This window comes from Flavobacterium potami (assembly GCF_020026915.1).
GTDB lineage: Bacteria > Bacteroidota > Bacteroidia > Flavobacteriales > Flavobacteriaceae > Flavobacterium > Flavobacterium potami.
This window is the reverse complement of record NZ_JAINUY010000001.1, coordinates 1,179,002-1,199,677: the sequence shown is the minus strand read 5'-3', so window position 1 is coordinate 1,199,677 and position 20,676 is coordinate 1,179,002. Positions and strand designations below refer to the sequence as shown.

The 20,676-nt window shown below is 34.1% G+C and carries 21 protein-coding genes; 8 read left to right on the top strand and 13 right to left on the bottom strand.

Going from position 1 to position 20,676, the window contains the following annotated elements:
* Positions 1 to 62: 62 nt before the first annotated feature.
* The 5 genes from K6T82_RS24505 to K6T82_RS05000 all read right to left on the bottom strand — a co-directional run bounded on the left by K6T82_RS24505 (position 63) and on the right by K6T82_RS05000 (position 6,875).
* Positions 63 to 188: a hypothetical protein gene (locus tag K6T82_RS24505; RefSeq protein ID WP_255596524.1), complete on the bottom strand. Its 126-nt coding sequence runs from the start codon at positions 186 to 188 to the stop codon at positions 63 to 65.
* A gap of 75 nt (positions 189 to 263) precedes the next feature.
* Positions 264 to 767 carry a hypothetical protein gene (locus K6T82_RS05015; RefSeq protein WP_223704825.1) on the bottom strand — a complete coding sequence of 168 codons (504 nt, stop codon included), beginning with the start codon at positions 765 to 767 and terminating at the stop codon, positions 264 to 266.
* Between the two features lie 351 nt (positions 768 to 1,118).
* On the bottom strand, positions 1,119 to 2,525 hold the full coding sequence (locus K6T82_RS05010; RefSeq protein WP_223704824.1) for an efflux transporter outer membrane subunit: 1,407 nt from the start codon (positions 2,523 to 2,525) through the stop codon (positions 1,119 to 1,121).
* A gap of 18 nt (positions 2,526 to 2,543) precedes the next feature.
* Positions 2,544 to 5,714: an efflux RND transporter permease subunit gene (locus K6T82_RS05005; RefSeq protein ID WP_223704823.1), complete on the bottom strand. Its 3,171-nt coding sequence runs from the start codon at positions 5,712 to 5,714 to the stop codon at positions 2,544 to 2,546.
* Between the two features lie 6 nt (positions 5,715 to 5,720).
* Positions 5,721 to 6,875 carry an efflux RND transporter periplasmic adaptor subunit gene (locus tag K6T82_RS05000; protein WP_223704822.1) on the bottom strand — a complete coding sequence of 385 codons (1,155 nt, stop codon included), beginning with the start codon at positions 6,873 to 6,875 and terminating at the stop codon, positions 5,721 to 5,723.
* Positions 6,876 to 7,141: 266 nt separating this feature from the next.
* Between K6T82_RS05000 and K6T82_RS04995 the strand changes: the two genes are divergently transcribed.
* The 4 genes from K6T82_RS04995 (at position 7,142) to K6T82_RS04980 (ending at position 10,812) form a co-directional block, all read left to right on the top strand.
* Positions 7,142 to 8,188, top strand: a complete 1,047-nt coding sequence (locus tag K6T82_RS04995) for a sensor histidine kinase (RefSeq protein WP_223704821.1) — start codon at positions 7,142 to 7,144, stop codon at positions 8,186 to 8,188.
* A complete protein-coding gene (locus tag K6T82_RS04990; protein ID WP_223704820.1) occupies positions 8,185 to 8,916 on the top strand; it encodes a LytR/AlgR family response regulator transcription factor in 732 nt (243 codons plus the stop codon). The genes K6T82_RS04995 and K6T82_RS04990 overlap by 4 nt, the downstream gene beginning before the upstream one ends.
* 19 nt (positions 8,917 to 8,935) lie before the next feature.
* Positions 8,936 to 9,229 carry a DUF3861 domain-containing protein gene (locus K6T82_RS04985; protein ID WP_223704819.1) on the top strand — a complete coding sequence of 98 codons (294 nt, stop codon included), beginning with the start codon at positions 8,936 to 8,938 and terminating at the stop codon, positions 9,227 to 9,229.
* A 356-nt stretch (positions 9,230 to 9,585) separates the two neighbouring features.
* Positions 9,586 to 10,812, top strand: a complete 1,227-nt coding sequence (locus tag K6T82_RS04980; RefSeq protein ID WP_223704818.1) for a PQQ-dependent sugar dehydrogenase — start codon at positions 9,586 to 9,588, stop codon at positions 10,810 to 10,812.
* A gap of 208 nt (positions 10,813 to 11,020) precedes the next feature.
* Here K6T82_RS04980 and K6T82_RS04975 read toward each other — a convergent pair whose 3' ends face one another.
* The 6 genes from K6T82_RS04975 to K6T82_RS04950 form a co-directional block, all read right to left on the bottom strand.
* On the bottom strand, positions 11,021 to 11,635 hold the full coding sequence (locus K6T82_RS04975) for a thioredoxin family protein (RefSeq protein WP_223704817.1): 615 nt from the start codon (positions 11,633 to 11,635) through the stop codon (positions 11,021 to 11,023).
* A gap of 6 nt (positions 11,636 to 11,641) precedes the next feature.
* Positions 11,642 to 12,121 (bottom strand): TlpA disulfide reductase family protein, encoded by a 480-nt coding sequence (locus K6T82_RS04970; protein ID WP_223704816.1) that lies wholly within the window; start codon positions 12,119 to 12,121, stop codon positions 11,642 to 11,644.
* Positions 12,122 to 12,230: 109 nt separating this feature from the next.
* The gene (locus K6T82_RS04965; RefSeq protein ID WP_223704815.1) at positions 12,231 to 14,714 is read right to left on the bottom strand and encodes a YwqG family protein; all 2,484 of its coding nucleotides are present in this window, start codon (positions 14,712 to 14,714) and stop codon (positions 12,231 to 12,233) included.
* 46 nt (positions 14,715 to 14,760) lie between these two features.
* Positions 14,761 to 15,510: a DKNYY domain-containing protein gene (locus K6T82_RS04960; protein WP_223704814.1), complete on the bottom strand. Its 750-nt coding sequence runs from the start codon at positions 15,508 to 15,510 to the stop codon at positions 14,761 to 14,763.
* Positions 15,511 to 15,520: 10 nt separating this feature from the next.
* Positions 15,521 to 16,243, bottom strand: coding sequence for a DUF1963 domain-containing protein (locus K6T82_RS04955; RefSeq protein ID WP_223704813.1), 723 nt, complete (start codon positions 16,241 to 16,243; stop codon positions 15,521 to 15,523).
* 39 nt (positions 16,244 to 16,282) lie between these two features.
* Positions 16,283 to 16,972: an SMI1/KNR4 family protein gene (locus K6T82_RS04950; RefSeq protein WP_223704812.1), complete on the bottom strand. Its 690-nt coding sequence runs from the start codon at positions 16,970 to 16,972 to the stop codon at positions 16,283 to 16,285.
* Positions 16,973 to 17,253: 281 nt separating this feature from the next.
* On the opposite strand from K6T82_RS04950, the gene K6T82_RS04945 reads away from it, so the two are divergent.
* Positions 17,254 to 18,171 (top strand): DsbA family protein, encoded by a 918-nt coding sequence (locus K6T82_RS04945; RefSeq protein ID WP_223704997.1) that lies wholly within the window; start codon positions 17,254 to 17,256, stop codon positions 18,169 to 18,171.
* A 5-nt stretch (positions 18,172 to 18,176) separates the two neighbouring features.
* On the opposite strand, the gene K6T82_RS04940 is transcribed toward K6T82_RS04945, so the two are convergent.
* Positions 18,177 to 18,602 carry an NUDIX domain-containing protein gene (locus tag K6T82_RS04940; protein ID WP_223704811.1) on the bottom strand — a complete coding sequence of 142 codons (426 nt, stop codon included), beginning with the start codon at positions 18,600 to 18,602 and terminating at the stop codon, positions 18,177 to 18,179.
* A 100-nt stretch (positions 18,603 to 18,702) separates the two neighbouring features.
* Complete coding sequence (locus K6T82_RS04935; protein WP_223704810.1) at positions 18,703 to 19,176, bottom strand: CinA family protein; 474 nt, start codon at positions 19,174 to 19,176, stop codon at positions 18,703 to 18,705.
* Positions 19,177 to 19,408: 232 nt separating this feature from the next.
* Between K6T82_RS04935 and K6T82_RS04930 the strand changes: the two genes are divergently transcribed.
* The 3 genes from K6T82_RS04930 to K6T82_RS04920 are packed head-to-tail and all read left to right on the top strand — an operon-like array spanning position 19,409 to position 20,628.
* On the top strand, positions 19,409 to 19,894 hold the full coding sequence (locus K6T82_RS04930) for a hypothetical protein (protein WP_223704809.1): 486 nt from the start codon (positions 19,409 to 19,411) through the stop codon (positions 19,892 to 19,894).
* 31 nt (positions 19,895 to 19,925) lie between these two features.
* A complete protein-coding gene (locus K6T82_RS04925) occupies positions 19,926 to 20,318 on the top strand; it encodes a hypothetical protein (protein WP_223704808.1) in 393 nt (130 codons plus the stop codon).
* Between the two features lie 37 nt (positions 20,319 to 20,355).
* Entirely contained in the window at positions 20,356 to 20,628 is a 273-nt protein-coding gene (locus tag K6T82_RS04920) for a PrgI family protein (RefSeq protein ID WP_223704807.1), read from the top strand.
* Positions 20,629 to 20,676 lie beyond the last annotated feature (48 nt).

Here is a 20,676-nt window from a genome sequence, read left to right as displayed (position 1 = left end):
CAATAAGGCTTAAACCAAACTTTGCGCTTAATTTGGCTAAAGCCTGATAAATTGAAGATCTTTTAACCTCCAGCTGAAGCTGGAGGCAATTCATTTTTTAGCCTCAATCCAAGCGATTGCGAATAAGCAACTACTACACAAATTTCCAATAATTTTAAAGCATCGATTTTGTTGAAAATTCGTGCCAATTCGTGTAATTAGTGGCTATTAAAACAAAAAAAACGCCTCCAAATTGGAGGCGTTTTCTTTTAGTCATGTTTAGATTAACGGTGTTTGCCATTAGAGTGATCGTGGTTTTTGTCTGACTTATTTTTTCCTTGGCTGTTTCCGTTGCCGTTGTTGCCACTTTTTCCTTTGTTATTTCCGTAGTGATTACCGTTGTTACCTTTTGGTTTTTCTCCTCTATTTTTTTGAGGTTTTCCAACGTAACCTTTTGGATAGCTAGCTCTGTGTTTTGAATGATAATAATACGGAGCATCTCCTCTATAATCTGTTAAAACTACTTTGTAGCCAGAGTACAAGTCGTATTGTCTGTATCTTGATGGAAGTCTTTTTTCTCGTATCCATTTTCCTCCGTTGTCGTAGATAAATACGCTTTGATTTACATCATAATATACATCGATGTCTGGCAAATAGTAATACCTGCTGTTGTCGTAACCTTGTGGTCCCCAATTTGGAGGAGTTCCAATGTTTACATTAATAGAAACTTGCGCATGAGCAAAAAATACACTCATAAAAAGCACTGAGGCGAATACTAACTTTTTCATGTCTTTAGATTTTAAATATTAATTCTAGTAGCTATAAATCGAAATTAATGCCAATATTTACAGCTTGGGAATTCATTATACCGAATCGAAAAATTAATCGACGAACAGTGTTTTTCAGACGATGTACCTTTAAAAAAAAACACCTCAAAAAGAGGTGTTTTTTATAGTCATGTTTTCTTTAAATAAGAGAGTCATAATTCAAAATATGACCTGATGTGGAACAGTTTCTTACCTTCAGATTTACTTTTAACAGTATTAAAAGTGCAAAAGTAAATACATTTTACTGATGTAGAATATTATTTTAGACCAAGTGCATGATTAAAACGACAAACTACATCTTTTTTCAAATTATTATCTCCAACCACCACCTAAAGCTCTGTACAAATTAATAACCGCTTGCAATTTTTGCAGATTATCTGCTACTCCGCTTAACTGCGCTGCCAAAAGGTTTTGTTGAGATGTTAATACGTCTGTATAATTGGTTGCAGAACTGTATTCTAGAAGTTCCTCCGTAAAATCAACTGCTTTTTCTAAAGCAGCGATTTGTTTCTCTCTTGAATCTTCTTTTTCAACAGCCATTTGATACGAATACAATGCATTTGAAACTTCCTGACCCGCCACTAAAAGACTTTGCTGGAAATTATTATAGGCTTGCAATTGTTGTGACTGAGCTGTGGTCAACCTCATTTTATTTAAACCTTGATTAAATAAAGGCTGTGTTAATCCTCCAATAATAGAGTAAAAAATCGAATGGCTAAAGAAATCATTTATTTCTAAGTTTGAAAAACCTGTACTTCCTGTCAATGTCAAACTTGGATAAAAATAGGTTTTAGCCAAATTAGTAGATTCGAAGGCAACTCTGAAATTAAACTCTGCTTGACGGACATCTGGACGATTCTGTAGTAATTGAGCCGGCATTCCGATTGCTATTTTCTCAGGAATAATTTGATCTCCCAAAACACCTCTCTCAATTGGTCCTGGCGCTTGTCCTAACAAAATGTTTAAAGCATTTTCTGTCTCGCGAATATTTTGTTTTAAATCCGGAATCAAAACTTCTGCTGCATGCTGATTGGCTTCACTCTGAACTACAGCTGCACCAGTTACAATTGCACCTTCTTTTAAAGCTTTGATTGTTTCAACATTTTCGATTCTGGTTTTTAAAGTCTGTTCTGTAATTTCCAATTGTTTGTCATAAGCCAATAACAAGAAATAATTATTTGCAATATCAGCGATTAATTGCGTTTGAACAGCTTGTTTCGCAGCATCAGAAGCCAAGTAAGTTGCTAAAGCGGCTCTTTTAGAACTGCTTAATTTTCCCCAAACGTCAATTTCCCAAGAAGTACTAACACCCAACTTATAAGTCGTTGTCAAAGTATTGATATTAATTCCTGGAGGAAAGTTTAAACCTGCCTGAGATTGTTTATTATGAGTTGCACTGGCGTCTAATTGTAAAGTCGGGTAATAAGCCAACTTACTTTGACGTAGAGAAGCTCTTGCCTGCACAATATTCTCAATTGCATTTTTCAGATTCAGGTTCTGATCTAATCCTTTTTGAATTAAAGCGTTCAGTTTTTCATCTTTAAAAACAGTATTCCAAGGCATATCTGCAATTGAAGTAGTATCTGTCGAAGACTGATCACGATACAATTGATCGGTCTTTAAAGTATTAGGACGTTCGTATTTCTTGGTAACAGAGCACGCACTAATAAGTGCGGCTGTCATTACCAGTAAAATATATTTATTTGAACTATTCGTCATCTTTGTTGTAATTAAATTTTACTCTTTGTGAGCTTCTATTAAATGAATTTCGTCTTCATCGTCATCTTCATCATCATAACCATCTTTTGCCGGACCGCTTATTTTTTCTTGTAAAGTCTGGAAAATTATAAACAATACCGGAATTACGAAAACCCCCAAGATTGTTCCAATTAACATACCTCCTACCGCACCAGTACCAATCGATTTGTTACCAACGGCACCTGCACCAGTTGCAAACATCAATGGCACCAATCCTAAAATAAAGGCAAATGAAGTCATCAAAATTGGACGTAAACGTGCTACAGCTCCTTCAATTGCAGCTTGTACAATTGGCAGACCTTTTCTTCTTCTATCTAAGGCAAATTCTACAATCAAAATACCATTTTTTGCTAGAAGTCCGATCAGCATGATTAAGGAAATCTGCAGGTAAATATTACTGTTCAGTTTGAAAATAATCGAGAATAAATAGGCTCCCGCTAATCCAAACGGAATTGAGAATAATACGGCAAATGGAAGGATATAACTTTCGTATTGTGCACTTAATAAGAAGTAAACGAATACTAAACACAAGATGAAAATGAAGATCGTCTCACTTCCCGACGCTAATTCCTCACGCGTTAAACCAGAGAATTCATAACCATAACCTGCAGGTAGATTTTCTGCTGCAACCTCTTGAATTGCTTTAATAGCATCTCCTGAACTGAATCCTGGTTTTGGTGCTCCTGTAATCGAAATAGAAGTAAACAAGTTAAATCTCGAAATCGATTCTGGACCAAAAACTCTTGTCATTTTAACGAACTCTGTAATCGGTGCCATATTTCCAGCACTATTACGAACGAAAATTTTATTTAATCCTTGCGTATTGGTTCTAAACTCTGGAGAAGCCTGAATCATAACACGATACTGTTTTCCGAATTTATTGAAATTAGATGCGTACAATCCACCATAATATCCTTGCATAGTAGATAAAATCGTGTTTATAGAAACTCCGGCATCTTTGGCTTTCGCTAAATTAATATCCATCATATACTGAGGGAAACCAGGGTTAAACGGCGTTGTTGCATATTGAATTTCAGGACGTTCAGCTAATTTAGCTAAGAATTCGTTATTTACTTTATAGAATTCGGCAGTTGTGTGACCTCCTTTATCTTGTAATTGGAATTCGAATCCACCACTTTGTCCAAAACCTTGAATAGTTGGAGGTGAAATAAAGAAAATACTCGCTTCACGAATTCCGCTTGTTTTTGCAAAAAGCTGTCCGATTACATCATCAACACTTAAATCACGTTCGTCCCAAGGTTTCAATTTCACAATAACCATACTGTAGGCACTACCCGCACCCGCTGTAAAGTTTTGTCCAACAATACGAAGCGTATTTCTAACTCCTGGAATTGTCTTCGCAATACTATCTACTCTTTTAGCAATAATATCAGAACGTTCCATAGAAGCTGATGGCGGCAAACTAATATTGGCAAAAACAGTTCCTTGATCTTCCGCAGGAACGAAAGCTGAAGGTGTCGTTTTCATCATATAAACCAATGCAATACCCGCAATCACAATCGATGCCACAGCAATCCATTTTTTTGCAGAAAGGAAACTTACAGAACGTTTGTATCTTGCTGTAACATTATCAAACGCCACGTTAAATGAAGTGTAGAAACGCTGTAAATAACTTTTATGTTTATGATCATCAGCATGTGGTTTTAATAAAAGCGCACATAACGCCGGACTCAAAGTCAAGGCATTTACTGCCGAAAGGATAATCGCAACTGCCAATGTAATACCAAACTGTTTATAGAAAACCCCAGTCGATCCTCCAATAAAAGTTACCGGAATAAATACCGCAGCCATTACCAATGTAATCGAAATAATCGCTCCCGAAATTTCGTCCATGGCATGAATTGTTGCTTTTTTAGCCGATTTATATCCGTGGTCTAGTTTGGCGTGGACGGCCTCAACAACCACAATTGCATCATCGACCACAATACCAATGGCAAGTACCATCGCAAAAAGCGTTAATAAGTTGATTGTAAATCCAAATAAATTCAGGAAGAAGAAGGTACCTACAATCGCAACCGGAACCGCAATTGCCGGAATTAAAGTCGATCTAAAATCCTGAAGGAAAATAAATACTACGATAAAAACCAGAATAAAAGCTTCAATCAAAGTATGAATTACTTTTTCAATCGAAGCATCTAAGTTTTCATTAACGTCAACAAGAGTCGTATATTTAACTCCTTTTGGAAAATTCTTAGCCGCTTCTTCAATCAGTTTTTTAGAATTGTTGATTACGTCACGTGCGTTCGATCCAGGAGTCTGACTAATTGCCATCGCCGCAGATTCTACACCGTTTGTTTTAATTGTTGAAGCATAACTTAAAGATCCTAGCTCTACTTTAGCAACATCTTTAAGTCTTAGCATTTGGCCGTTACCAACCGATTTGATTACAATATTCTCAAATTCTTGAGCGCTTGTTAAACGTCCTTTGTATTTAATTACATATTGAAAAGCCTGATTTCCGTTTTCACCAAATTTACCTGGCGCTGCCTCGATATTCTGTTCCGCCAAAGCAGCAGAAATATCACTTGGAATCAGTTTGTATTGCTGCATTACGTCTGGTTTTAACCAGATTCTCATAGAATAATCTTTTGCACCAAAAACGGTTACATCTCCCACCCCAACTACACGCTGAATTTGAGGTACAAGATTGATCTTTGCATAATTCTGAAGAAACGTCTGATCATAGGCTTTATCTTCACTATATAAAGAAAAAATCAACAAGTTACTACTTTGACTTTTCGTTACCGTTACCCCTGCCTGAGTTACCTCAACAGGCAATAAACTTGTAGCTCTTGAAACCCTGTTCTGAACGTTTACCGCTGCTAAATCAGGATTAGTTCCAACTTTAAAGAAAATTTTAATCGAAGCATTTCCATCATTTGTTGCTGTAGAAGTCATGTACGTCATGTTTTCTACACCATTAATCTGTTCTTCCAACGGAATTACGATACTTTTCAGTACCACGTCTGCATTGGCACCGGTATAACTTGCCGCCACGTTTACTGTCGGAGGCGCAATATCCGGATATTGTGATATCGGTAACTCAATTAGGCCTAAAACACCTAAAATAACGATAATAACAGATATTACCGTCGAGAGTACGGGTCTTTGTATAAATTTTTTAAACATTCTTTTTTATTTTAAATCGGCGTATACTGTTTCTGCGCTCTGATTACTAGCTTTAATTTCAGTACCTTCTTTTAAAGAAGCTACTCCTTCTAATACAATTTCATCACCCGCTTTTAAACCACTTGTTACTACGTAGTAATTTCCAGCTGAATTTTCAAGTACTGTAATATTTACGTTTTTAGTTTTCTTGTCTTTACCTACAGTGACAACGAACATTTTATCCTGAAGTTCGAATGTGGCACTTTGAGGAACAATAATTCCGTCTTTAACTTCATTTGGAATTCTTACTGTAGTACTACTTCCACTTCTGATAACTCCTTTTGGATTTGGAAAACGCGCTCTAACATTTACCGTACCTGTTTCTGTATTGATTAACCCATTTACGGTCTCAATTTTTCCTTTTTGATCGTAAGTTGAACCATCAGAAAGCAATAAAGAAACTGCCGGCATGCTTTTCAATTTTTGATTTAATGAAGCTCCCGAATCTTTAGTAAAATTCAATAATGTTTTTTCATTCATTGCAAAATAAGCATACACATTACCAATACTAGAAACCGTTGTTAGAGGTTCGGTTGTATTAGAACTTACCAAACTTCCTAAACGAAACGGAATTGAACCAACCACACCGTTTACTGGACTTGTAACTGTAGTATATCCTAAATTTGTTTTAGCATTTACTAAAGCTGCATTTGCCTGAGCCAAAGAAGCTAATGCTGACTCGTAAGTATACTGAGCCGATTCCAAATCATATTTACTGATAATTCCTTTTTCAACTAAAGGCTTTACTTTATTTACTGCTAATTTTGCAGAACTAACGTCAGCTTGAGCGCTTTTGATACTTGCTGTTGCTGTACGTACTTGCTGCTCATATTCTGGAGCACTAATTTTAAACAAAGGCTGTCCTGCTTTTACGACCGCTCCTTCATCTACAAAGATTTTGTCAATATACCCTTCAACTCTTGGTCGAATTTCTATGTTCTGCTGTCCCTGAATACTAGCTGGAAAATCGCTGTTTAGTGTTGCCGATTCCTGCTGTATTGTCACAGTTTTATACTCTTTTATCTGTGGTGCTCCACCAGCCTGAGCCGATTTATCATTTTTACCGCAAGATGCGATAATAAGTGATGCTGCGAGAATACTTAAAAATGATTGCTTCTTCATTGTGAAAAATGTGTGATTATCTATTATATGACAACAAAAGAAATAAATTATAACAAACGAAAATTTTCAAATAGACGAAGAGTGAATCATAATCGACAAAGGTTAATTAAGAACCGATGGTTTTTTCCATAATATTAAACAAGTGTTTAATTTTTGTCCCGTCGGCTCTAAAAGCCTATTTAGAGACTCTAAATCGAGATTGGGCGATTGCTTCAAAATCCAATATAAATAAACTGTAATATTGCTTTTATAAATCATAAATTACAATGTCACCAAACTTTTTTAGACCCTATTTATTTACCGGATTGCACATTCTTGGATGGTTTTTATTAGGCTATTTAATGTTATTTTACATTCCATTGACATGGAATGTGTTACTTCCGTCAGCGTTTTGGCTATGGCAAAGTATTATCTTGTTTTTACTGATTATTCTGTTTTATTCTACAGCTAAAATTGTTGTGCCTAGAACAATCATTAACGATAATACTTCTTTATATTTATTATGGGCGTTTCTTGCCATTTTCACTTTACAGTTAATCGCTTATTTTTATACTTCACAAACTGATCTTCACGAACAAATCAGTAAAGCTATTGGTTTTAAAAAATACAAAAATCCGTATTTCGATAATTATGTTTTTACCTTAACATTATTAGTTTTGGGAATTAGTACAAGCTGGGCAATGTTGCAGCATTGGCAAAAAGCAGCGCAGCACAAACAGAAACTGGAACAAGATAAAACAATGGCCGAACTGGCAATGTTGAAAGCACAAATTAATCCGCATTTTTTCTTTAATTCCTTAAACAGTATTTATTCATTGACCTATACTGATGTTGAAGATTCTCGAAATGCGCTGCATACTCTAAGCCGAATGATGCGTTATCTGCTTTACAGCACAGAAGAAAAAACAACATTACTGAAAGAAGCTGAATTTATGCGTGATTTTATTGCGCTAATGAAACTTCGTGCCAACAGTAAACTGACAATTTCAACAGACATTCCCGAAAAAATACACGATTACCCGATTGTTCCGATGTTATTATTACCTTTAGTAGAAAATGCTTTTAAACATGGCGTACATGCTACCGATAAAAGCGAAATTTACATAAAGCTTACCCAAAATGGAAGTAATTTGGAATTTGAGGTAGAAAACACTTTTTTCGAAAAAACTGCCGTTTCAGATGTAGGCGGAATTGGTTTAACCAATACCAAACGAAGATTGCAGCTTATTTACCCAAATCAGCATTATATTTCTTTTGGGATTACCGATCACGGAACATATAAAATCAAATTGAAAATAAATTTAGAGCAATGACAGTATTAAAATGTATAGCAGTAGATGATGAACCATTAGCTTTAAGATTGGTAGAAACGTTTATAGAACAAACTCCTTTTTTAGAATTAATTACCACTTGTGACAATGCTGTAGAGGCAATGGGAGTCATTCGCGAAACCAAACCAGATGTTCTTTTTTTAGACATCAACATGCCCAATTTGACTGGAATGGAACTGGCAAGACTTATACAAGATCAGCCTGGTCCTCTACCAAAAATAGTTTTTACAACAGCTTACAATCATTATGCGATAGAAGGTTACAAAGTTAATGCTGTTGATTATCTCTTAAAGCCCTTTAGCTACGAAGAATTTCTGCGTGCTTCCAGCAAAGTCTTGCAATTGCACGAAGAAGCAAACAATCAATTTCAAACTGTTACGGCAGACGACGAATTTATCTTTCTAAAAGTAGAATATCAATGGGTTAGAATTTCTCTCAAAGATATTTGCTATATCGAAAGTCTAAAGGATTATGTAAAAGTTCATTTAGAAGATTCTCAAAAAGCATTATTATCGCTGATTTCATTAAAAGCGCTAGAAGAAAAACTTCCTGCCTCAAAATTTATGCGAGTTCATCGCTCTTTTATCGTTTCACTTGACAAAATTAGCGCCATCAGTAAAAACTCCATTTTTATTGATAAAATAGAAATTACAGTTGGCGAACAATACAAAGAAGCCTTTAAAATTGTGGTCGATAAATGGCTGAAATAAAATTAGAATTACAATTATCATGGAAAAAAGATCAAACAAATATTATCTTACTTTAAGTCTAAAAGAATATGCAAACGGCGAAACTGAGCCAGCAAAAGAACTAGGAATTGAGTTTGACAATCACGATGAAATTTTCGGAATCATCGATAGAATTAAAGATAAAAGCATTTTTGCCAATGAATCTGAAGCCGTTCAATTTGCTTTGGGGCTAAAATTATTTAGTGAAATTAAGATCAAAAACAGAAAAAATCCACTTTTTGATGAATTAAATGAAGTATTTCCTGTTTTTATGAAGAAGCTAAAAAGTCTTTAAAAATCCCTTTAAAATAAGCCTTTAACGTTATTATCATTTCGTTTTTCAACATTAAGTTTTCCTTAATAAGGACATTATCTGATTTTTTTCGGCAATATTTTGTAACAATTTTCCGTTAAAATTAAGCATGTCCCACTAAATGCTTTCCAAAAAGGAGTTTAATTTCTAATTTGAAATTATCATCGACTTCGCAAAAAGGAACAAGTATTTAGACGATCTAAATTGAAAATAACATGATAGATTTTCATTTGAAACTGACCACTTCAATAATGAATCTTTAAAAGACTGACCATCTTCACTTTCGATTTGTTCGATAATGCAAAAATTATTTTTTAACCATTAAAAATGAAAGCATTATGATAATTCACAAAAGTATATTCCTTCTTGTTGGTATGTTGGCCTTAGGCAGCTGTTCCAACAATGACAATGATGATAGTCCTAATACTGGACCAACTGGACCACCGGTAGAAACAGGCACAGCCAATACAACATATCAGCCTGCATTTGCCGGACAGACTCGCGCCGGAAGCATTCAAACTACTACAGAAATTGAATCTAAAGTTATCACCAACGGTTTAAGCGCCCCATGGGGAGTTGCTTATCTTCCGGACGGACGTCTTTTGGTTACTGAAAAAGCAGGCACAATGAAAATTGTAACACAAGCCGGTGTTGTTGGAAATGCTATAACAGGAATTCCTGCCGTAAATCCTGGATCGCAAGGCGGTTTATTAGGTCTTTGCTTAGATCCTGCCTTTGAAACAAACCGAATGATATATTGGGTGTTTTCTGAAGCTGTTTCGGGAGGAAATATTACCGCTGTAGCGAAAGGAAGACTAGCAAACAACGATGCGTCTATCGAAAATACAACTGTAATTTACCGTTCCAATACGCCAAATGCCAGCACATTGCATTACGGAGGTAGAGTTTTATTTGACAAAACAGGAAACTTAATTGTAAGTATTGGAGAGCGTTCTGTTATAGAAACGCGTCCTTTGGCTCAAGCCGTAAACAGTAGTTTAGGGAAAATTGTCCGCATTACGACAGGTGGTCAATCTGCACCTGGAAATCCTAGTTTTACTGGTTCAGGAGCTTTGCCAGAACTTTATACAATAGGACATAGAAATCCGCAGGGATTGGCAATTCATCCAACTACGGGAGAAATCTGGCAAAGTGAACATGGCCCAAGAGGTGGTGACGAAATTAACAGACTTACTGCTGGAAAAAATTATGGCTGGCCAACTATTACTTATGGAATTGAGTACGGTGGTGCAAAAATTGGAGAAGGTATTACGCAAAAAGAAGGTCTAGAACAACCTGTATACTACTGGGATCCAGTAGTATCACCAAGTGGTATGACATTTTATGCCGGAAAACGAGTTCCAGAATGGCAGAATAATTTATTCATAGGTTCACTAAGCGCTACGCACATTGTTCGCTTAGCTTTTAAAGATAATAAAGTAGCCGGAGAAGAAAGATTATTAGCCGGAGAAGGACAAAGATTTAGAGATATTATACAAGGAAAAGATGAAGCATTATACGCCGTTACCGATCAAGGAAGACTTTACAAAATTGATAAAAAATAGAAAGTAAACTTGTTCATTATATTTGCCAAAAAACGCCCCAAGAAATTGGGGCGTTTCGTATTTTTTAAAATTTTGTTTTTTTTGTTTTATTTGTTTCAAGTTTCACGTTTCAAGTTTCAAGTTTCAAGTTTCACGTTATTCCGTTATGTTAACTTGAAACCTAAAACCTGAAAACTGAAACTTGAAACTTGAAACTTGAACCAAAAAATTAAGCTTTTGCTTTTCTTTTTACTGTGCAACCAATTTCTTTGGTTTGCGTTATAGCTGGTTTTTGACCGCTTTTTAGAGATGCAATTACATCTTCTGCATATTTTATTTTTTCAGGTTTGTTTCCTTCTGGATCATTGTCGATTGCGCCCACGTATTCTACAACATTTCCTTTTGACGTTTTAGAAACAATGAAAACATGTGGTGTTTTCTTTGCTCCATACTCGTCTGTGATTTTTTGTCCAGGATCGAATAAATACGGAAAAGGATATTTTTTCTCTTTTGCTAAATCCTGCATTTTAGCAAAAGTATCTGCAGTAGAAGCTTCAGGATCGTTTGGATTTATAGCAATAACCGGATACCCCTGCGGTCTGAATTTTTTGTCTAAATCGATAATTCTTTGCTCGTAACCAATTGCGTACGGACAAGTATTACAAGTAAAAACTACGATATATCCTTTTGCGTCTTTAAAAGTTCCGAAAGAAACTTCTTTGTTATCTACATTTTTCAGTTTGAAATCTGGTGCTTTGTCTCCCGCTTTAAGCGTTACTGCATTTTGTGCCTGCGATAGAAAAGCAGAAAATGCTAATGCTAGTAATAAGATTATTTTTTTCATAATAGTTTATAGTTTTTTATATTCAGTTAATAATTGTTCGTAGGTAAATTCATTTTCAACAAACTTTCTCTTATTATTTTTGATGAAAAGAGTTGCCGGAATACTTCCTGACCAAGACGGTTCTATTCGGTCTATAAATTGCTGTGGATCACTTTCATTTAAGAGAAAAACTTCATTCTTCAAGTTCTTTCTTTTTACAAAAGGAATGACATTAGATTCTAATTTCGATTTAAAATCCAAACTCACTAACAAAACTGCCAGCTTTTCCGATTTATGTTCGGCGGCTAATTTTTCAAAATGAGGTAATTCTTTTATACAAGGCGCACACCACGTTGCCCAAAAATTGACAACATAAGTACTGTCTTTCCCGTTTTTGACTCTTTCGTTAAGCTGATCTATATTTAAAAGCTTAACGTTTTGATTGTATCCTTTTACGGAAAAAAGAAGAAAAAAGAAAAAAGAGATTTTTAAAAGTTTATTTTTCATAGGTTGTAACACTCTTAAAATTAATTTGTTTCCTACAAATATAAACCAATGACAAATTAGTTTTTGTTAATGAAAGTTTAATTCAAAAATGAAATTAATACTATGATAATTAACTAGTTTCCAATCCGCAATACACATTTGAAAAATCTTTTTTAGCAAGATCGCTTTTGTGAATCACAAAATAAATCTCACCTGCATCCCAAAAACTGAAACCTGGATTATTATCACTGTTGACACGCAAAAGTACCATCCATTCTTCGGGTTTTCCTTTAAACGTATTTACTGCTTCTATTTCAGGCGAATCATGTTGCTTGAAAACATAACTGTTAATTCCGTGAGAAGATTTTTCATTAAAAGGTAAAAGTGCTTCGTGCAGCGCCTCAGCTTCTTCGTATTTCTCTTCTAATTCCTTTAGTTCAGGCGCAATGTTTTCATAGTGCTGTTCATCATTATAAAACGACGGAAGACTTACACATTTTGCCGAATTGGTCTTAAACGGATGAAAAATACCAGCTTCATCATAGATAAACTCTTCATCAAAATTTAATTCTCCTGCCGATTTTAATTTGTCCATTTCTCCATCATAATAAAGAACTTTTGGAGTAAAATCCTGCTGATCTTCAATAAAGAAATAAAGTATTCCTGTTCGTGGCAAATAATCCTGTAAACTGGCTATTGAAGCACAATTAACCTGAGCAATAAACTGATAACCTTTTTCTTCATCATCTATTTTTACCGTTGGATAATCTAGATTTAAAGGTAAATCTGGAAGACCTCCAAATCGGGTATTCCCCAATTCATCATAAGAATCTGGAGTTGTAGTAACAAAATTTACTGCATGGCGCGCAATTTTAGAAAGTCCTTTTTCATATTCCTGAAAATCCGTTTTTTTAATAGCCTTTTGAAGATTTGAATTTAAATCTGAATTGTTTCGTGCATAAAATAATTCGTCGTCATAAGGAATTACGCCACTATTATTTGCACCTTTATAAGTGTAATCCAGTAAAATCATTTTCTTTTCCAGTTCCAAATCGAGTTCTGGAATATTTTCTAGTCCCGAAGGAAGCGATTCAAGAGGATTATTTCTAATGTGAAGTTTTCTAAGATTCTTTAATCGTATATATGAACTCGGAATATCCGTGATCTGATTCCCTTCTAAATGTAAAACCTCTAAATTATCTGGTATTGATTGAGGAGCAGATCCCAAATTGTTATTTTCAAGATAACAATATTTAAGCTTTGAAAGATACTGCAAAGTATACGGATGAATGCCTTTGACTTTACTTCCCGCTAGCAATAGATGTTCCAATTCACGAAGATCTCCAATCCATTCTGGGAACTTCGTAACTGCTGAAATCCCCCAAAGATGCAGACTTTTTAAATCCTTAAAATGTTTAACTGATGAAGGAATTTCGGTAAATGCTTCGGCTTCTTTGCTATCATTTGAAAACTGAATAGAAAGTGATTCTAAATGAACTAGTGAATGAAGTTCTTCTCTCAATTCAATTGGATCAGGATCTTTTAATTTTAGTTGGCGTACGATTTTAGGTGATGTTTTTTCTAACTCTTTAAGCAGCGTAAAATCATATTTTTCCCATTCTAATTCTTCTACATTTATTTTTTTAGCTACGCTTATTTTATATCTTTTGGGATCCCATTTATCTTCCAGATAACCCGTCAATCCTATCCATCCTTCTTTTAAAGTAACATGACCTGTAAAAGCAACCGAATAATTAAAACCTCGATCCCATAAATAATGATTGTAACTTTCGTCTCTGCCTTTTTCAAATGGAATAACGCCAGTCGGAATTCCTTGATTATAGATCTGACTAAGAGAAAAATTTAATCCTACTGCCCCGTTATAGGAATCTACTACATAACCGTGTTTTTTCTCATTAAATTTTGGAATAATCCCTTCCAAATTAATATACAAAGTTCCATTTACAGAAGCGCTACATTCTGGTAAAAACTGCAATTCAATATCGTCTATTTTCCAATATTCTTTGCCGTCTTCTGGAATAGAAAATTCTTCTATAATTGGAGGAATGTCATTTTCTTCTTCATCATCAAAATCTAAATTCTTTTCTGATTCTGTATGATAATAAAGATCAAGTAAAAACTGAGGAAGTTTATTTATTGCTTCCTTCGGATTTCCAAAATATTCAAGACTTTTCCATATTTCTTCAAAAAGAGGTTCATAAAAACTTCTGTTTTTTATTTTGCAATCGCCTTTAAAAATATAACAAAATTCATCGCTTATTTGGACAATCGCCAAATAATAGAAGAGACCATCATTTGATTTCAACATCCGAATATTTGATGTATGACCTGCTAATTGAATTTCCTTTTCCTCTAAGAGCTTCGTTTCTTGGTCCTCGTGTTTACAAGATTCCCAATAGCGTAAAACAAGAGTTTCTCCTTCAAATTCATTAAAAAATGCTACAGGAATAAGTGTTGTTGTTGCATAGGATAAATAATCGCTCTTAGGATGTTCGTGAGCAGCTCTAATACTTTCCCAAACCACCTGCATATCACTGTAAACAGAAGGAATTAAAAGAGAAAATGTTTCGGTTTCAAATTTTTGATTGTCCATAAAAAGAGTATTTTGGCTTATATTACTATTTTTTAATTTTTCAGAGTTATAATTTTGTTCTTTTGCCCATATAATAACTGTATTCTTTATCAAAAGCATATCCTCTTTCTTCTATCACTTTAAAATGAAAATCGTCCAGACTTTTGGTTTTGATAATTTTTACTTCATTACTAATTGTTCTCACAAAATAGGCCTGCTTATTATCTTTAGCATAAAAGGCATTATCAAATTCTAAATAATAATTCCCATCTAGACAGGTTTCTAAAATTCTAAACGTACTAGGATCGGCATCGGGAATTATTTTACCTTTAAAAAACACATGATTTTTATCCATTCCAAGATTTCCTATCAATTCTGGATTTGGGATGGTAAAAGATGGGATATCAACATTTTCAACCAAAATGGTATCTCCAAAATACAGCGTATCATCCGCGACAGCGTAATAATCATTTAAGTAATTGGCTTTACTAAAATCAAAAAGCATTTTATCATTATGTCGGTAATAATTTCCATTTGAAAAAGTATAGCCTTTTTTAATATCTAATACTTTAAAATCAGTCGGAATCGCGTCTTCGAGAATACAAAAACTGCAAAATGCACTTTGCAGATAAATATGATTTTTGTCTGCAAAAAAAATTGTGGACGCAAAATCGTCTTCTGTTTCAGCATTTGTTGCTTTTATCTCAAAAGTTTCAAAATCAATAATTTTATAAAACTTCTTAAAGACTTCGCTGTCATAAAAAAGAATAAACTTATTGTCAATTATTTTGTAGCCTTGTCCTAAATCCTTTACCATACTATATTTTTTAAGATTGTCCCCAATAGAACGTGCAATTATCAAAATTGAGTTCCTTAAGGTCGTTTTCTTCAATTAAAACACTAAAAACACCTTCTTCATTAAATCCGTTTTCTCCTATTTGCAATAAAACTACTTTACTAGATTGAACTACATTTAGTATTTCCTGTTCCTGAGCTTGGCAGTGTGTAAAAATTCCGAAGATTTTTGAAGTTTCGCTTCCTTGAAAATAATCCCACAGAACCCCATCTTCATTAGCATCGTCTTCTTCGTATTCGTCTTCAGGCTGACGATAACGGCTAGAAAGTTTTTCTGTATTTGCAAATACTTCTTTTATTAAAACACCTTCAAAGAAATTATCTTCATGATCTTTTACTACTCTTTCCAATTCGCTGGTGGCAATATCTCTGTAAACCACTAAACCTTTATCTTCCATAATATCAGCAAAGAAAAATAAGTGTCCGGTTTTGGGTAAAAGTCCCGATTTATCATGCGGTGCAATTTGTTTAAGATCTAATTGCGCTGCAAATCGTAAATCTTTTGGATATTCGAAATCTCTAGGAAGATCTGCAATTGGTCCGCCGTAACGGGAATGTCCAAGGGGAATATCCAATGTTCCTACTTTTACCAATAATCCATCTTCGAGCAAAATTTCAGGTATTTTTAAACTATCTCCATAATAATGTTTCGTTGCCGGACGCAGTTCAATGATGTCAAAAATTTCGTTTTTCATTTTGTATAATTTTAAAGGAGTATAAGTATTTGGGTATATTTATTCATCTTCAGATTCATCATCATCATAAGAAAGATAATCCCATTCGATATCCAAAGAATCTAGCATTTTATCAAATCGTTCCTGATCACTTGTTCCGATAAAAGCCCCTCTGCAATTGTTTTCCTGATCAAAGGAAAGGCTGATTACATCATAAAATTGATCGGTATATACTTTTTGATTTTCCTTACTGATTTCAGTTACAAGCTGATAATTTTCTTCGACATACTTTACAACTTCTGGTTCGACTGAATCCAGATAATTTCCGTTGAATTGTAGTCCGCCCAATGTTCCGTTAAAAACAGACATTAGCAAAAAGAAGTCTTCTGTGGTTTGGGTTTCGATTTCCCAATCTGATTTTTCTATTGTATCGTAGTTGCCATAAACGGGCGGATTATCTTGCGACAAATCTTCTTTTTTGATTCCCCAAATCGCAACATTCTGGTTTTCTTCATAAAAAACAAGAACATTATCTTCTGAAAATTCGATTTGATCATCTGGTTTCAAAAGTGTATTAAAACTGTAATTAAGGTTTTCTTCTTTTCCTAATTCCAGATAATATTCTTTAAATTTTAATGGAAGTGTAGTTTGTAATCTTTTCTCAAGATCGAGAATTTCATTTTCTGAGAATCCGTTGTTTTCACTTACAGATAAATTGTAGAGACGCTTAATCTTTTGGATATAATTCATTTGGGCTTTTAATTAACTATGTGAAAATAAGCAATTAATTGTAAGATTGCAATTACTTTATTCCGTTAAAGATGATTTTTTAGTAAAATTGACAATTTGTTAAAACAAGAAATTATTTCCTAGTCATCTTTTTTTGACTAATTGACTAGCGTCTAAATTCAGCTGAACTTTGTAGAAAATAAAAGAAACGACATACATTTTAAAACAATTCTATGAAAATACTGTCGGGGTTATTAATCTTGATTTTCAGTACAAGCTGTCAATCACAAACGAATTCAAAAATGAGTGAAGACAAAACAAATCCACTATTATGCGATCCTGTAAGTGGAACCTGCGAAATGCCTATGGGCGAAAAATCAAATGAATCGCCTCATATTCAAACAGAAAATAAGCCAATAAAAATTGTATACTATACAGATCCTATTTGTTCTTCTTGCTGGGGAATTGAACCTCAGCTTAGAAAACTGAAATTAGAATATGGTGATTATTTTGAAATTGATTACAGAATGGGTGGCTTATTACCTGATTGGAGCTATAACAGTGGCGGAATCAGCAAACCATCGGACGTTGCACATCATTGGGATGAAGCTAGTTTATATTATGAAATGCCAATAGATGGAAATGTTTGGATTGAAGATCCATTGGATTCATCCTACCCTTCTTGTATTGCCATGAAAGCAGCTCAAATGCAGAGCAAAGAAAAAGCAGTTTATTTTATGAGGATTCTTCGTGAAAAATTATATCTAGACAAAAAGAATATCGCAAAATGGACTATAATTGAAGAAGCGGCTAAGGCGGCTGATTTAGATATTCAAAAACTTAAAATGGATTATGAAGGAGATGCCAAAAAGCTTTTTCAAGAAGATTTAAATCTCGGAAAAACGCTTGGAGTAAGAGGTTTTCCAACTTTATTTTTTGCTGATGAAAATCAAAATAAATTAACGGTTTATGGTTCTAAACCTTATGCTTCTTATGAAAATGCTTTATTGGCTTTATTTCCTGAAGCGAAAAAGAAGAACATTAAAAATGAAAATCCGTTAGCTTTATTTGACATTTTTCCAACATTGGCTCCAAAAGAGTATGCTGTAATTTTAGATAAGTCTTATTCTGATGCTAAAATTATTCTAGAAAGATTACACGAGAAAGGTTTATTGGATAAAAAGACCATCAAAAATGGTTCGCTTTATATTAAAAAGTAAATCTACTAATTGATAATTTTAGATTTTTCTCTGTATTTGACAAGAGCTATTTTATCAATCGGCAGAACAAACGGATTTTCATTAACATCAATCCATTCAAATCTGCTAATATCTGGAGTACTAATTTTTATGTCTTCAAGATTACTGATTTTTACAATGTAATACACCAAGAGAATCTGCCTTCCGTCATCAATAATTGATTCAACAAAATGTTCTTGGGTGTATAAATGTTCTACAATTTCAATTTTTGCATTAAGTTCTTCTAAAAACTCTCTGTGAAGACAATCTAGAATACCTTCGCCAAATTCGACACCACCTCCTGGGAGTTTGCAATATATTTTGTCTTTGTGGTATTCGTAAAGTGCTAAAATTTTATTGTTGTTTTCGCATATAGCGTATGCCCTTACGTTAAAACTAGAGAGAGGTTTCATAAATGAGGAAATCTAAATTTTTTAAATGCAAATTTAAAAATTAAAAAGCCGTAAAGTTGAATTTCTTTACGGCTTTTGTTATTTCGATGCTATTTACAAATCAAATCTCTTTCAAAATTAAATCGGCTACAACGTCTATCGTCTGATTGATAATACTTTCTGGATTTCCTTTAAACTCATAACGTTTAGCGATTTGTTTTTCTCCAAAAATAATATGGATAAAAATAGTTCCAACCGGTTTTGATTCACTTTCGCTTCCGCCTGGAGTTGTTAATCCGGTTAGAGCAACGCAGATGTCGGAGTTTACATAACGATAAAAATGTTGCGCCATTAACTTGGTAACCTCTGCCGATTCTGCACTATATTTTTCTATAGTTCCCCACGGAATCAATAATAAATCTTCTTTCATTGAGGTATGGTAACACACTATTCCGCCTATGAGAATTCTACCCGAATTAAAAACGGTTGAAAATTCATAGCACATTTTTCCTGCAGAAGCACTTTCTGCAAATGAAATCGTAAGGTTTTTGTCTATCAGGGCGTGGCAGCAAGCGGTTACTTTATCAGAAGCCATATTGTGATTCTTTTAATTCGACATTTTATTCAAATGTATAATGATTTAAAGTGAGAAATTTTATACAATTCCTGTCGGTTGTTATATTATAAGTAACTGTTAATTATAGAACTATATTTAATTTTCCTGTAAGAACTTCGTTGTATTGGATTGTTAATTTTGTAAATACAGGTAAACTTTCTACAGCGAAAGATTTACGTCATTCAAAGTAATAATTTAAAAAATTAGTATTATGGAAAAGCAAAACAACCACGAATATGGTCAGTACGATCCTGATTATATCGATCAAAATACACTTGTAGACGGAACTCTTTCTAATGAAGATCAATACAAACAAGATCTAAAAAAACATGACGAAAGAGAATTTGGCGAAAGCGATCCTGATTATTACGAGCAAAATACGCTTGTTGATAATGACAATTATGCGAGGGATGAAGATCCGTATCAATATCAGGAAGAATTTATCGAAGATCCAAAACATCCACAAGGAGATTTTGAACCGAACACGACGACTATCCGATCAGAAAACATTCCGAATGAAGAGAGAATCATAAACGAAGATGATGCGATTACAAATGATGACACCGAAAATGATCTAAATGACGATTATGATCCGGATTTGGATATAGAAAATGATGCAGATAGAGATCTAGATGACGATGAGGAATTGGACGATTTTGACGCAGAACATTATCCAGAAAATCATCCTAGAGAATAACTGAAATTTCGTAAATTGTAAAACATAAGTTATGGCTTTAGGAGTTCAACTTTTCTGGCTTTTTGTACTGGCAATTCCAATTGCCTGTGTCAGCTGGACTGTAACGCATGAAGAGATTTTCAGAGAACCTCATGAATGGTGTGTCAGACATTCTAAAAATGACAGATATATCGTGTCACGCAAATTCTTTTATCTCTTTACCTGCGAGTACTGCTTTAGCCACTATGTCACAATCGCTTTTTTGATTCTTTGTGATTATAAACTTTTGTTAAATGATTGGAGAGGCTATATTTTGGCAGGGTTTTCTCTGGTTTTTATGGCAAATGTCTATATGAGTCTTTTTGCATTGTTGCGTCAGGCAATCAAAAAAGAAAAGGTTGAAATAGAGAAAATAGAAAGCGAAACTGGCAATGAAAGTCAGTAAAAATTAATAAAAAAGTATAACAAATAAATTAACTATCATGGAGAATTTAAATTTCATAGATCCATTATTACACGGAATTACACCTCAAAACAAACCGCTTAATCTTTCAGTAAAACAAATGGTATGCGCAGGAGTTGGTGCACTTATTGCATCTGCCGTTTTGAAAAAAACAGGACATCCAAAAGCTAGTGCAGTTGTTGGAAGCGTTGCGTTACCAATCTTGGCATCTGCTGCCTATAAAAAATATGCTCAGGTTACGAAAGATAAAAACGATGCTAACGCAAGCAGCGGAATAGAATACAATCATTAAAAAAATTTCAAACCTATCTCATAAAAAAAGAGCACTTCAAAAGTGCTC

Coding starts and splice junctions, on each gene's coding strand:
- K6T82_RS04925 (WP_223704808.1), top strand. CDS start 19,926: ATGGCTTTAGGAGTTCAACTTTTCTGGCTTTTTGTACTGGCAATTCCA.
- K6T82_RS04975 (WP_223704817.1), bottom strand. CDS start 11,635: ATGAAAAAAATAATCTTATTACTAGCATTAGCATTTTCTGCTTTTCTA.
- K6T82_RS04990 (WP_223704820.1), top strand. CDS start 8,185: ATGACAGTATTAAAATGTATAGCAGTAGATGATGAACCATTAGCTTTA.
- K6T82_RS04920 (WP_223704807.1), top strand. CDS start 20,356: ATGGAGAATTTAAATTTCATAGATCCATTATTACACGGAATTACACCT.
- K6T82_RS04985 (WP_223704819.1), top strand. CDS start 8,936: ATGGAAAAAAGATCAAACAAATATTATCTTACTTTAAGTCTAAAAGAA.
- K6T82_RS04980 (WP_223704818.1), top strand. CDS start 9,586: ATGATAATTCACAAAAGTATATTCCTTCTTGTTGGTATGTTGGCCTTA.
- K6T82_RS04995 (WP_223704821.1), top strand. CDS start 7,142: ATGTCACCAAACTTTTTTAGACCCTATTTATTTACCGGATTGCACATT.
- K6T82_RS04970 (WP_223704816.1), bottom strand. CDS start 12,121: ATGAAAAATAAACTTTTAAAAATCTCTTTTTTCTTTTTTCTTCTTTTT.
- K6T82_RS04940 (WP_223704811.1), bottom strand. CDS start 18,602: ATGAAACCTCTCTCTAGTTTTAACGTAAGGGCATACGCTATATGCGAA.
- K6T82_RS04930 (WP_223704809.1), top strand. CDS start 19,409: ATGGAAAAGCAAAACAACCACGAATATGGTCAGTACGATCCTGATTAT.
- K6T82_RS04935 (WP_223704810.1), bottom strand. CDS start 19,176: ATGGCTTCTGATAAAGTAACCGCTTGCTGCCACGCCCTGATAGACAAA.
- K6T82_RS04960 (WP_223704814.1), bottom strand. CDS start 15,510: ATGGTAAAGGATTTAGGACAAGGCTACAAAATAATTGACAATAAGTTT.
- K6T82_RS04965 (WP_223704815.1), bottom strand. CDS start 14,714: ATGGACAATCAAAAATTTGAAACCGAAACATTTTCTCTTTTAATTCCT.
- K6T82_RS04955 (WP_223704813.1), bottom strand. CDS start 16,243: ATGAAAAACGAAATTTTTGACATCATTGAACTGCGTCCGGCAACGAAA.
- K6T82_RS04950 (WP_223704812.1), bottom strand. CDS start 16,972: ATGAATTATATCCAAAAGATTAAGCGTCTCTACAATTTATCTGTAAGT.
- K6T82_RS05010 (WP_223704824.1), bottom strand. CDS start 2,525: ATGACGAATAGTTCAAATAAATATATTTTACTGGTAATGACAGCCGCA.
- K6T82_RS05000 (WP_223704822.1), bottom strand. CDS start 6,875: ATGAAGAAGCAATCATTTTTAAGTATTCTCGCAGCATCACTTATTATC.
- K6T82_RS05005 (WP_223704823.1), bottom strand. CDS start 5,714: ATGTTTAAAAAATTTATACAAAGACCCGTACTCTCGACGGTAATATCT.
- K6T82_RS04945 (WP_223704997.1), top strand. CDS start 17,254: ATGAGTGAAGACAAAACAAATCCACTATTATGCGATCCTGTAAGTGGA.
- K6T82_RS05015 (WP_223704825.1), bottom strand. CDS start 767: ATGAAAAAGTTAGTATTCGCCTCAGTGCTTTTTATGAGTGTATTTTTT.